This window comes from Salmonella sp. 32120201201600049SM (assembly GCF_017572835.1).
GTDB lineage: Bacteria > Pseudomonadota > Gammaproteobacteria > Enterobacterales > Enterobacteriaceae > Salmonella > Salmonella enterica.
The window spans coordinates 17,225-26,411 of the sequence record NZ_JAGESA010000021.1 but is presented as its reverse complement, the minus strand read 5'-3'; the positions used below and the strand labels follow the sequence as shown (position 1 = coordinate 26,411).

19 protein-coding genes and 1 pseudogene are annotated in these 9,187 nt (G+C 50.1%); 19 read left to right on the top strand and 1 reads right to left on the bottom strand.

Annotated elements, in window-relative coordinates:
- The 3 genes and pseudogenes from tuf to bfr all read left to right on the top strand — a co-directional run.
- A pseudogene (tuf, locus tag J4650_RS22420) lies at positions 1-293 on the top strand (elongation factor Tu); the annotation flags it as partial.
- A 184-nt stretch (positions 294-477) separates the two neighbouring features.
- Positions 478-672, top strand: coding sequence for a bacterioferritin-associated ferredoxin (bfd, locus tag J4650_RS22415; protein WP_000289082.1), 195 nt, complete (start codon positions 478-480; stop codon positions 670-672).
- A gap of 72 nt (positions 673-744) precedes the next feature.
- A complete protein-coding gene (gene bfr, locus J4650_RS22410) occupies positions 745-1,221 on the top strand; it encodes a bacterioferritin (RefSeq protein ID WP_000675530.1) in 477 nt (158 codons plus the stop codon).
- Here the strand turns inward: bfr and hopD are convergent.
- Positions 1,218-1,685: an A24 family peptidase gene (hopD, locus tag J4650_RS22405; protein WP_000495848.1), complete on the bottom strand. Its 468-nt coding sequence runs from the start codon at positions 1,683-1,685 to the stop codon at positions 1,218-1,220. The genes bfr and hopD overlap by 4 nt on opposite strands.
- 379 nt (positions 1,686-2,064) lie before the next feature.
- Here hopD and rpsJ point away from each other — a divergent pair, with 379 nt between their 5' ends.
- The 16 genes from rpsJ to rpsH all read left to right on the top strand — a co-directional run bounded on the left by rpsJ (position 2,065) and on the right by rpsH (position 9,181).
- Positions 2,065-2,376: a 30S ribosomal protein S10 gene (gene rpsJ, locus J4650_RS22400; protein ID WP_001181005.1), complete on the top strand. Its 312-nt coding sequence runs from the start codon at positions 2,065-2,067 to the stop codon at positions 2,374-2,376.
- Between the two features lie 32 nt (positions 2,377-2,408).
- Complete coding sequence (gene rplC, locus J4650_RS22395; RefSeq protein WP_000579838.1) at positions 2,409-3,038, top strand: 50S ribosomal protein L3; 630 nt, start codon at positions 2,409-2,411, stop codon at positions 3,036-3,038.
- Between the two features lie 10 nt (positions 3,039-3,048).
- Positions 3,049-3,654, top strand: coding sequence for a 50S ribosomal protein L4 (gene rplD / locus J4650_RS22390; protein ID WP_000424395.1), 606 nt, complete (start codon positions 3,049-3,051; stop codon positions 3,652-3,654).
- Positions 3,651-3,953 carry a 50S ribosomal protein L23 gene (rplW, locus tag J4650_RS22385; RefSeq protein ID WP_000617546.1) on the top strand — a complete coding sequence of 101 codons (303 nt, stop codon included), beginning with the start codon at positions 3,651-3,653 and terminating at the stop codon, positions 3,951-3,953. Before rplD ends, rplW begins: the two co-directional genes overlap by 4 nt.
- 17 nt (positions 3,954-3,970) lie before the next feature.
- Positions 3,971-4,792 carry a 50S ribosomal protein L2 gene (gene rplB / locus J4650_RS22380; protein ID WP_000301869.1) on the top strand — a complete coding sequence of 274 codons (822 nt, stop codon included), beginning with the start codon at positions 3,971-3,973 and terminating at the stop codon, positions 4,790-4,792.
- Between the two features lie 16 nt (positions 4,793-4,808).
- On the top strand, positions 4,809-5,087 hold the full coding sequence (gene rpsS, locus J4650_RS22375; protein WP_001138115.1) for a 30S ribosomal protein S19: 279 nt from the start codon (positions 4,809-4,811) through the stop codon (positions 5,085-5,087).
- Between the two features lie 14 nt (positions 5,088-5,101).
- Entirely contained in the window at positions 5,102-5,434 is a 333-nt protein-coding gene (rplV, locus tag J4650_RS22370; protein WP_000447529.1) for a 50S ribosomal protein L22, read from the top strand.
- A gap of 17 nt (positions 5,435-5,451) precedes the next feature.
- Entirely contained in the window at positions 5,452-6,153 is a 702-nt protein-coding gene (gene rpsC / locus J4650_RS22365; RefSeq protein ID WP_000529945.1) for a 30S ribosomal protein S3, read from the top strand.
- 12 nt (positions 6,154-6,165) lie between these two features.
- On the top strand, positions 6,166-6,576 hold the full coding sequence (gene rplP / locus J4650_RS22360) for a 50S ribosomal protein L16 (protein ID WP_000941208.1): 411 nt from the start codon (positions 6,166-6,168) through the stop codon (positions 6,574-6,576).
- Complete coding sequence (gene rpmC, locus J4650_RS22355) at positions 6,576-6,767, top strand: 50S ribosomal protein L29 (protein WP_000644742.1); 192 nt, start codon at positions 6,576-6,578, stop codon at positions 6,765-6,767. The genes rplP and rpmC overlap by 1 nt, the downstream gene beginning before the upstream one ends.
- Positions 6,767-7,021, top strand: coding sequence for a 30S ribosomal protein S17 (gene rpsQ / locus J4650_RS22350; protein WP_000130101.1), 255 nt, complete (start codon positions 6,767-6,769; stop codon positions 7,019-7,021). The genes rpmC and rpsQ overlap by 1 nt, the downstream gene beginning before the upstream one ends.
- Positions 7,022-7,184: 163 nt before the next feature.
- Positions 7,185-7,556, top strand: a complete 372-nt coding sequence (gene rplN, locus J4650_RS22345; RefSeq protein ID WP_000613954.1) for a 50S ribosomal protein L14 — start codon at positions 7,185-7,187, stop codon at positions 7,554-7,556.
- A gap of 10 nt (positions 7,557-7,566) precedes the next feature.
- On the top strand, positions 7,567-7,881 hold the full coding sequence (rplX, locus tag J4650_RS22340) for a 50S ribosomal protein L24 (protein ID WP_000729185.1): 315 nt from the start codon (positions 7,567-7,569) through the stop codon (positions 7,879-7,881).
- Between the two features lie 14 nt (positions 7,882-7,895).
- Positions 7,896-8,435 carry a 50S ribosomal protein L5 gene (gene rplE / locus J4650_RS22335; RefSeq protein ID WP_001096206.1) on the top strand — a complete coding sequence of 180 codons (540 nt, stop codon included), beginning with the start codon at positions 7,896-7,898 and terminating at the stop codon, positions 8,433-8,435.
- A gap of 14 nt (positions 8,436-8,449) precedes the next feature.
- Entirely contained in the window at positions 8,450-8,755 is a 306-nt protein-coding gene (gene rpsN / locus J4650_RS22330; protein ID WP_001118932.1) for a 30S ribosomal protein S14, read from the top strand.
- 33 nt (positions 8,756-8,788) lie between these two features.
- Positions 8,789-9,181 (top strand): 30S ribosomal protein S8, encoded by a 393-nt coding sequence (gene rpsH / locus J4650_RS22325; RefSeq protein WP_000062611.1) that lies wholly within the window; start codon positions 8,789-8,791, stop codon positions 9,179-9,181.
- Positions 9,182-9,187 lie beyond the last annotated feature (6 nt).

Below are 9,187 nucleotides of genomic sequence, written 5' to 3'. Positions count from 1 at the left end.
CCATCAAGCCGCACACCAAGTTCGAATCTGAAGTGTACATTCTGTCCAAAGATGAAGGCGGCCGTCATACTCCGTTCTTCAAAGGCTACCGTCCGCAGTTCTACTTCCGTACTACTGACGTGACTGGTACCATCGAACTGCCGGAAGGCGTAGAGATGGTAATGCCGGGCGACAACATCAAAATGGTTGTTACCCTGATCCACCCGATCGCAATGGACGACGGTCTGCGTTTCGCAATCCGTGAAGGCGGCCGTACTGTTGGCGCGGGCGTTGTTGCTAAAGTTCTGGGCTAATTACTCGTTAATTAGTTTTGAATTGAAGAGGGCGCTTCGGCGCCCTTTTTGTTGCCTGCTATTTAGCCGCTGTTATATTTATTAGCCTTTTTTAACGCTTCTCCCGTGGCGTAAATCGCTTTGTGCTATTGTAATCATAACCATTCTCATTTACACTTTGTGCGGAAATTGAACGGGAGCGATCATGTACGTTTGTTTGTGTAATGGTATAAGCGATAAAAAAATCCGCCAGGCTGTACGACAATTTCATCCGCAGTCATTTCAACAGTTGCGTAAATTTATTCCTGTGGGAAATCAATGTGGTAAGTGTATTCGCGCCGCGCGAGAAGTGATGCAGGATGAGTTAACGCAAATGCCGGAATTTAAAGAGATCGCCTGAGTCACACTCTTTTTTTTGACATCCCTGTAGCCCCATCTACGCTCTAGAGAGTGGAAGCGGAGGGACTATAAAATGAAAGGTGATGTTAAAATCATAAATTATCTCAATAAACTATTGGGAAATGAGCTTGTCGCAATTAATCAGTATTTTCTTCATGCCCGTATGTTCAAAAACTGGGGGCTGACCCGGCTTAATGATGTTGAGTACCATGAATCCATTGATGAGATGAAACACGCCGATAAGTATATTGAGCGTATTTTATTTCTGGAAGGCATACCGAACCTACAGGATCTGGGCAAGCTGGGCATCGGTGAAGATGTCGAAGAGATGCTACGATCGGATCTCCGGCTCGAACTGGAAGGCGCAAAAGATCTACGTGAGGCAATAGCCTATGCCGATAGCGTTCATGATTATGTCAGCCGGGATATGATGATTGAAATTCTTGCCGACGAGGAAGGCCACATCGACTGGCTGGAAACTGAGCTGGATTTGATTGCCAAACTTGGTATGCAAAATTATCTGCAATCACAAATTAAGGTTACCGATTAACCGTCTGGAAAGAAAACTTTCCAACCTGTTATGAAACCCGCCACCGCCAGCCATGGCCCAAAAGGTAGCGGGTTTATTAATGCCGATTTACCTCTCACCAGTAGCGCGACGCCAAACCCGCCACAGGCCAACATAGCGGCAAGGAAAACCAGTAACGGCAGTGTTTCCCAACAATGCCACGCCCCTAAGGCAGCGAGGTACTTGACGTCGCCATATCCAAGCCCCTCTTTCTGATAACGCAGGCGATAGCCCCAGTAAATTAACGCGAATCCGCCATAGCCGGCGATAGCACCCCAAAGCGCATCCGGTAAACGCTCCGGCAGGCAAATCTGGTGATAAAGCAGACCACCCCACAGTAATGGACAGGTAAACCGGTCAGGCAGCAGACCGGTACGCGCGTCGTATATGCCAAGTAATAAAGAGAACGACGCATAAAAAATGAGAAAGGGGAGGGCAACAAACATAAGCAAATCCTCGTCAAGGCTTGTGCTCACCTTTGTAGATTTATGCGACAGCGGCAACGACGTATTGCCAGGTTTGCCTGATGCCTTCCAAAGAAAAGATGCGCGTTGCCATTCCATGCGTACCATCTGGAATCATGCTCGCATAAGAATAAAGCGCTTAATTTCTATCCGACACTTGCGTCAGGCTGAGATTTACGTATAATGCGCGGGCTTGTCGTAATTGACGGCAGGTTCGATTTGAACCTCGAATAGCCGATTTGGCTATTTAACAATGCTCCCAATCGGGGAGCTACGTAAGAACGGTTACACTCTCCCATCAATCGTAATGGGTGTGAGGAGTAATCATTTTCGTTTATAAAATAATTGGAGCTCTGGTCTCATGCAGAACCAAAGAATCCGTATCCGCCTGAAAGCGTTTGATCATCGTCTGATCGATCAATCAACCGCGGAAATCGTCGAGACTGCCAAGCGCACTGGTGCGCAGGTTCGCGGTCCGATCCCGCTGCCGACCCGCAAAGAGCGCTTTACCGTTCTGATCTCTCCGCACGTTAACAAAGATGCGCGCGATCAGTACGAAATTCGCACTCACAAGCGTCTGGTTGACATCGTTGAGCCAACCGAGAAAACCGTTGATGCTCTGATGCGTCTGGACCTGGCTGCCGGTGTAGACGTGCAGATCAGCCTGGGTTAATCAGGTCATCGAGCGATTGAGAGGTTGATACAATGATTGGTTTAGTCGGTAAAAAAGTGGGTATGACCCGCATCTTCACTGAAGATGGCGTCTCTATCCCAGTAACCGTAATCGAAGTTGAAGCAAACCGTGTTACTCAGGTTAAAGACCTGGCTAACGATGGCTACCGCGCTGTTCAGGTTACTACGGGTGCTAAAAAAGCTAACCGTGTCACCAAGCCGGAAGCGGGTCACTTTGCTAAAGCTGGCGTAGAAGCTGGCCGTGGTCTGTGGGAATTCCGTCTGGCTGAAGGCGAAGAATACACCGTAGGTCAGAGCATCAGCGTTGAACTGTTTGCTGACGTTAAAAAAGTTGACGTAACCGGTACCTCTAAAGGTAAAGGTTTCGCTGGTACCGTTAAGCGCTGGAACTTCCGTACCCAGGACGCTACTCACGGTAACTCCTTGTCTCACCGCGTTCCGGGTTCTATCGGTCAGAACCAGACTCCGGGCAAAGTGTTCAAAGGCAAGAAAATGGCAGGTCAGATGGGTAATGAGCGCGTAACCGTTCAGAGCCTTGACGTAGTACGCGTTGACGCTGAGCGCAACCTGCTGCTGGTTAAGGGTGGTGTTCCGGGTGCAACCGGTTGCGACCTGATCGTTAAACCAGCTGTGAAGGCGTAAGGGGATAGCAATGGAATTAGTATTGAAAGACGCGCAGAGCGCGCTGACTGTTTCCGAAACTACCTTCGGTCGTGATTTCAACGAAGCGCTGGTTCACCAGGTTGTTGTTGCTTATGCAGCTGGTGCTCGTCAGGGTACTCGTGCTCAGAAGACTCGTGCTGAAGTAACTGGTTCCGGTAAAAAACCGTGGCGCCAGAAAGGCACTGGCCGTGCGCGTTCAGGTTCTATCAAGAGCCCGATCTGGCGTTCCGGTGGCGTGACCTTCGCTGCTCGTCCGCAGGACCACAGTCAAAAAGTTAACAAGAAGATGTACCGCGGCGCGCTGAAAAGCATCCTGTCCGAACTGGTACGTCAGGATCGTCTGATCGTTGTCGAGAAGTTCTCTGTAGAAGCGCCGAAAACTAAGCTGCTGGCACAGAAACTGAAAGACATGGCTCTGGAAGATGTGCTGATCATCACCGGTGAGCTGGACGAGAACCTGTTCCTGGCCGCACGTAACCTGCACAAGGTTGACGTACGCGATGCGACTGGTATCGACCCGGTTAGCCTGATCGCCTTCGACAAAGTCGTAATGACTGCTGATGCTGTTAAGCAAGTTGAGGAGATGCTGGCATGATTCGTGAAGAACGTCTGCTGAAGGTGCTGCGCGCACCGCACGTTTCTGAAAAAGCGTCTACTGCGATGGAAAAAACCAACACCATCGTTCTCAAAGTTGCTAAAGACGCGACCAAAGCAGAAATCAAAGCTGCTGTGCAGAAACTGTTTGAAGTCGAAGTCGAAGTCGTTAACACCCTGGTAGTTAAAGGGAAAGTTAAACGTCACGGACAGCGTATCGGTCGTCGTAGCGACTGGAAAAAAGCTTACGTCACCCTGAAAGAAGGCCAGAATCTGGACTTCGTCGGCGGCGCTGAGTAAGTCGGAGGAGTAATACAATGGCAGTTGTTAAATGTAAACCGACATCTCCGGGTCGTCGCCACGTCGTTAAAGTGGTCAACCCAGAGCTGCACAAGGGCAAACCTTTTGCTCCGCTGGTTGAAAAAAACAGCAAATCCGGTGGTCGTAACAACAATGGCCGTATCACCACTCGTCATATCGGTGGTGGTCACAAACAGGCTTATCGTATTGTTGACTTCAAACGCAACAAAGACGGTATTCCGGCAGTTGTTGAACGTCTTGAGTACGATCCGAACCGTTCCGCGAACATCGCGCTGGTTCTGTACAAAGACGGCGAACGCCGTTACATCCTGGCCCCTAAAGGCCTGAAAGCTGGCGACCAGATTCAGTCTGGCGTTGATGCTGCAATCAAAGCAGGCAACACCCTGCCGATGCGCAATATCCCGGTTGGTTCTACCGTTCATAACGTAGAAATGAAACCAGGTAAAGGCGGTCAGCTGGCGCGTTCCGCTGGTACTTACGTTCAGATCGTTGCTCGCGATGGCGCTTATGTCACCCTGCGTCTGCGTTCTGGTGAAATGCGTAAAGTCGAAGCAGACTGCCGTGCAACCCTGGGCGAAGTTGGCAATGCTGAGCATATGCTGCGCGTTCTGGGTAAAGCAGGTGCTGCACGCTGGCGTGGCGTTCGTCCTACCGTTCGCGGTACTGCGATGAACCCAGTAGACCACCCACATGGTGGTGGTGAAGGTCGTAACTTTGGTAAGCACCCGGTAACTCCGTGGGGCGTTCAGACCAAAGGTAAGAAGACCCGCAGCAACAAGCGTACTGATAAATTCATCGTACGTCGCCGTAGCAAATAATTTTAGAGGATAAGCCATGCCACGTTCTCTCAAGAAAGGTCCTTTTATTGACCTGCACTTGCTGAAGAAGGTAGAGAAAGCGGTGGAAAGCGGAGACAAGAAGCCCCTGCGCACCTGGTCCCGTCGTTCAACGATCTTTCCTAACATGATCGGTTTGACCATCGCTGTCCATAATGGTCGTCAGCACGTTCCGGTATTTGTTTCCGACGAAATGGTCGGTCACAAACTGGGTGAATTCGCACCGACTCGTACTTATCGCGGCCACGCTGCTGATAAAAAAGCGAAGAAGAAATAAGGTAGGAGGAAGAGATGGAAACTATCGCTAAACATCGCCATGCTCGTTCTTCTGCTCAGAAGGTTCGCCTTGTTGCTGACCTGATTCGCGGTAAGAAAGTGTCGCAGGCTCTGGATATTCTGACCTACACCAACAAGAAAGCGGCTGTACTGGTCAAGAAAGTTCTGGAATCTGCCATTGCTAACGCTGAACACAACGATGGCGCTGACATTGACGATCTGAAAGTTACGAAAATTTTCGTAGACGAAGGCCCGAGCATGAAGCGCATTATGCCGCGTGCAAAAGGTCGTGCAGATCGCATCCTGAAGCGCACCAGCCACATCACTGTGGTTGTGTCCGATCGCTGAGACTCTGGAGACTAGCAATGGGTCAGAAAGTACATCCTAATGGTATTCGCCTGGGTATTGTAAAACCATGGAACTCTACCTGGTTTGCGAACACCAAAGAATTCGCTGACAACCTGGACAGCGATTTTAAAGTACGTCAGTACCTGACGAAGGAACTGGCTAAAGCGTCTGTATCTCGTATCGTTATCGAGCGTCCGGCTAAGAGCATCCGTGTGACTATTCACACCGCTCGCCCGGGTATCGTTATCGGTAAAAAAGGTGAAGACGTAGAAAAACTGCGTAAGGTCGTAGCGGATATCGCTGGCGTTCCTGCACAGATCAACATCGCCGAAGTTCGTAAACCTGAACTGGACGCTAAACTGGTTGCTGACAGCATCACTTCTCAGCTGGAACGTCGCGTTATGTTCCGTCGTGCGATGAAGCGTGCTGTACAGAACGCCATGCGTCTGGGCGCTAAAGGTATCAAAGTTGAAGTTAGCGGCCGTCTGGGCGGCGCGGAAATCGCACGTACCGAATGGTACCGCGAAGGTCGCGTACCGCTGCACACTCTGCGTGCTGACATCGACTACAACACCTCTGAAGCGCACACCACTTATGGTGTAATCGGCGTTAAAGTGTGGATCTTCAAAGGCGAGATCCTGGGTGGTATGGCTGCTGTTGAACAACCGGAAAAACCGGCTGCTCAACCGAAAAAGCAGCAGCGTAAAGGCCGTAAATAAGGAGCGTCGCTGATGTTACAACCAAAGCGTACAAAATTCCGTAAAATGCACAAAGGCCGCAACCGTGGTCTGGCTGCAGGCGCGGATGTTAGCTTCGGCAGCTTCGGCCTGAAAGCTGTTGGCCGTGGTCGTCTGACTGCCCGTCAGATCGAAGCAGCACGTCGTGCTATGACCCGTGCAGTTAAGCGTCAAGGTAAGATCTGGATCCGTGTATTCCCGGACAAACCGATCACTGAAAAGCCGCTGGCAGTGCGTATGGGTAAAGGTAAAGGTAACGTGGAGTATTGGGTTGCCTTGATTCAGCCGGGTAAAGTCCTGTATGAAATGGACGGCGTACCGGAAGAGCTGGCCCGTGAAGCATTCAAGCTGGCAGCAGCGAAACTGCCGATTAAAACCACCTTTGTAACTAAGACGGTGATGTAATGAAAGCAAAAGAGCTGCGTGAGAAGAGCGTTGAAGAGCTGAACACCGAGCTACTGAACCTGCTGCGTGAGCAGTTCAACCTGCGTATGCAGGCTGCAAGTGGCCAGCTGCAACAGTCTCACCTGTTGAAGCAAGTGCGTCGTGATGTCGCACGCGTTAAGACTTTACTGACTGAGAAGGCGGGTGCGTAATGACCGATAAAATCCGTACTCTGCAAGGTCGCGTGGTTAGCGACAAAATGGAGAAATCCATTGTTGTTGCTATCGAACGTTTTGTGAAACACCCGATCTACGGTAAATTCATCAAGCGTACGACCAAAATGCACGTACATGACGAGAACAACGAATGCGGTATCGGCGACGTGGTTGAAATCCGCGAATGCCGTCCGCTGTCCAAGACTAAATCCTGGACTCTGGTTCGCGTTGTAGAGAAAGCGGTTCTGTAATACAGTACGCATTCTCAACGAATAAACGGCTCAGCGATGGGCCGTTTATTTTTTCTACCCATATCTGATTTGCGGTGTTATAATGCCGCGCCCTCGATATGGGGTTTTTTTAACGACCTGATTTTCGGGTCTCAGTAGTAGTTGACATTAGCGGAGCACTAAAATGATCCAAGAACAGACTATGCTGAACGTCGCCGACAACTCCGGTGCACGTCGCGTAATGTGTATCAAGGTTCTGGGTGGCTCGCACCGTCGCTACGCAGGCGTAGGCGACATCATTAAGATCACCATCAAAGAAGCGATTCCGCGTGGTAAGGTCAAAAAAGGTGATGTGCTGAAGGCGGTAGTGGTGCGCACCAAGAAGGGTGTTCGTCGCCCGGACGGTTCTGTCATTCGCTTCGATGGTAATGCATGCGTTATTTTAAACAATAACAGCGAGCAGCCTATCGGTACGCGTATTTTTGGGCCGGTAACTCGTGAACTTCGTAACGAGAAGTTCATGAAAATTATCTCTCTGGCACCAGAAGTACTCTAAGGAGCGAATCATGGCAGCGAAAATCCGTCGTGATGACGAAGTTATCGTGTTAACCGGTAAAGATAAAGGTAAACGCGGTAAAGTTAAGAATGTCCTGTCTTCCGGCAAGGTCATTGTTGAAGGTATCAACCTGGTTAAGAAACACCAGAAGCCGGTTCCGGCTCTGAACCAACCGGGCGGCATCGTTGAAAAAGAAGCTGCAATTCAGGTTTCTAACGTTGCAATCTTCAATGCGGCAACCGGCAAGGCTGACCGTGTAGGCTTTAGATTCGAAGACGGCAAAAAAGTCCGTTTCTTCAAGTCTAACAGCGAAACTATCAAGTAATTTGGAGTAGTACGATGGCGAAACTGCATGATTACTACAAAGACGAAGTAGTTAACAAACTCATGACTGAGTTTAACTACAATTCTGTCATGCAAGTCCCTCGGGTCGAGAAGATCACCCTGAACATGGGTGTTGGTGAAGCGATCGCTGACAAGAAACTGCTGGATAACGCAGCAGCAGACCTGACAGCAATCTCCGGTCAAAAACCGTTGATCACCAAAGCACGCAAATCTGTTGCAGGCTTCAAAATCCGTCAGGGCTATCCGATCGGCTGTAAAGTAACTCTGCGTGGCGAACGCATGTGGGAGTTCTTTGAGCGCCTGATCACTATTGCTGTTCCTCGTATCCGTGACTTCCGTGGCTTGTCCGCTAAGTCATTCGATGGTCGTGGTAACTACAGCATGGGTGTCCGTGAGCAGATCATCTTCCCAGAAATCGACTACGATAAAGTCGACCGCGTTCGTGGTTTGGATATTACCATTACCACTACTGCGAAATCTGACGAAGAAGGCCGTGCTCTGCTGGCTGCCTTTGACTTCCCGTTCCGCAAGTAAGGTAGGGTTACTAAATGGCTAAGCAATCAATGAAAGCACGCGAAGTAAAACGCGTAGCTTTAGCTGATAAATACTTCGCGAAACGCGCTGAACTGAAAGCGATCATCTCTGATGTGAACGCAACCGACGAAGATCGTTGGAATGCGGTTCTTAAGCTGCAGACTCTGCCGCGTGATTCCAGCCCGTCACGTCAGCGTAACCGCTGCCGTCAAACTGGTCGTCCGCACGCTTTCCTGCGGAAGTTCGGGTTGAGCCGTATTAAGGTCCGTGAAGCCGCTATGCGCGGTGAAATTCCGGGTCTGAAAAAGGCTAGCTGGTAATTGTCACCAATTGAATCACGGGAGTAAAGACAGATGAGCATGCAAGATCCGATCGCGGATATGCTGACCCGTATCCGTAACGGTCAGGCCGCGAACAAAGCTGCGGTCACCATGCCTTCCTCCAAGCTGAAAGTGGCAATTGCCAACGTGCTGAAGGAAGAAGGTTTTATTGAAGATTTTAAAGTTGAAGGCGACACCAAGCCGGAACTGGAACTGACTCTTAAGTATTTCCAGGGTAAAGCTGTTGTAGAAAGCATTCAGCGTGTCAGCCGCCCAGGTCTGCGCATCTACAAACGTAAAGATGAGCTGCCGAAAGTTATGGCCGGTCTGGGTATCGCAGTTGTTTCTACCTCTAAAGGTGTTATGACTGATCGTGCAGCGCGCCAGGCTGGTCTTGGTGGCGAAATTATCTGCTACGTAGCCTAATCGGAG

Bases quoted from the DNA above. Each gene is read 5' to 3' on its own strand.
- rpsS (WP_001138115.1), top strand. From the start codon at position 4,809: ATGCCACGTTCTCTCAAGAAAGGTCCTTTTATTGACCTGCACTTGCTG.
- rplB (WP_000301869.1), top strand. From the start codon at position 3,971: ATGGCAGTTGTTAAATGTAAACCGACATCTCCGGGTCGTCGCCACGTC.
- rpsH (WP_000062611.1), top strand. From the start codon at position 8,789: ATGAGCATGCAAGATCCGATCGCGGATATGCTGACCCGTATCCGTAAC.
- rplC (WP_000579838.1), top strand. From the start codon at position 2,409: ATGATTGGTTTAGTCGGTAAAAAAGTGGGTATGACCCGCATCTTCACT.
- rplV (WP_000447529.1), top strand. From the start codon at position 5,102: ATGGAAACTATCGCTAAACATCGCCATGCTCGTTCTTCTGCTCAGAAG.
- rplW (WP_000617546.1), top strand. From the start codon at position 3,651: ATGATTCGTGAAGAACGTCTGCTGAAGGTGCTGCGCGCACCGCACGTT.
- rplX (WP_000729185.1), top strand. From the start codon at position 7,567: ATGGCAGCGAAAATCCGTCGTGATGACGAAGTTATCGTGTTAACCGGT.
- rplN (WP_000613954.1), top strand. From the start codon at position 7,185: ATGATCCAAGAACAGACTATGCTGAACGTCGCCGACAACTCCGGTGCA.
- bfr (WP_000675530.1), top strand. From the start codon at position 745: ATGAAAGGTGATGTTAAAATCATAAATTATCTCAATAAACTATTGGGA.
- rpsQ (WP_000130101.1), top strand. From the start codon at position 6,767: ATGACCGATAAAATCCGTACTCTGCAAGGTCGCGTGGTTAGCGACAAA.
- rplP (WP_000941208.1), top strand. From the start codon at position 6,166: ATGTTACAACCAAAGCGTACAAAATTCCGTAAAATGCACAAAGGCCGC.
- rpmC (WP_000644742.1), top strand. From the start codon at position 6,576: ATGAAAGCAAAAGAGCTGCGTGAGAAGAGCGTTGAAGAGCTGAACACC.
- rpsC (WP_000529945.1), top strand. From the start codon at position 5,452: ATGGGTCAGAAAGTACATCCTAATGGTATTCGCCTGGGTATTGTAAAA.
- rpsJ (WP_001181005.1), top strand. From the start codon at position 2,065: ATGCAGAACCAAAGAATCCGTATCCGCCTGAAAGCGTTTGATCATCGT.
- rplE (WP_001096206.1), top strand. From the start codon at position 7,896: ATGGCGAAACTGCATGATTACTACAAAGACGAAGTAGTTAACAAACTC.
- rpsN (WP_001118932.1), top strand. From the start codon at position 8,450: ATGGCTAAGCAATCAATGAAAGCACGCGAAGTAAAACGCGTAGCTTTA.
- bfd (WP_000289082.1), top strand. From the start codon at position 478: ATGTACGTTTGTTTGTGTAATGGTATAAGCGATAAAAAAATCCGCCAG.
- rplD (WP_000424395.1), top strand. From the start codon at position 3,049: ATGGAATTAGTATTGAAAGACGCGCAGAGCGCGCTGACTGTTTCCGAA.
- hopD (WP_000495848.1), bottom strand. From the start codon at position 1,685: ATGTTTGTTGCCCTCCCCTTTCTCATTTTTTATGCGTCGTTCTCTTTA.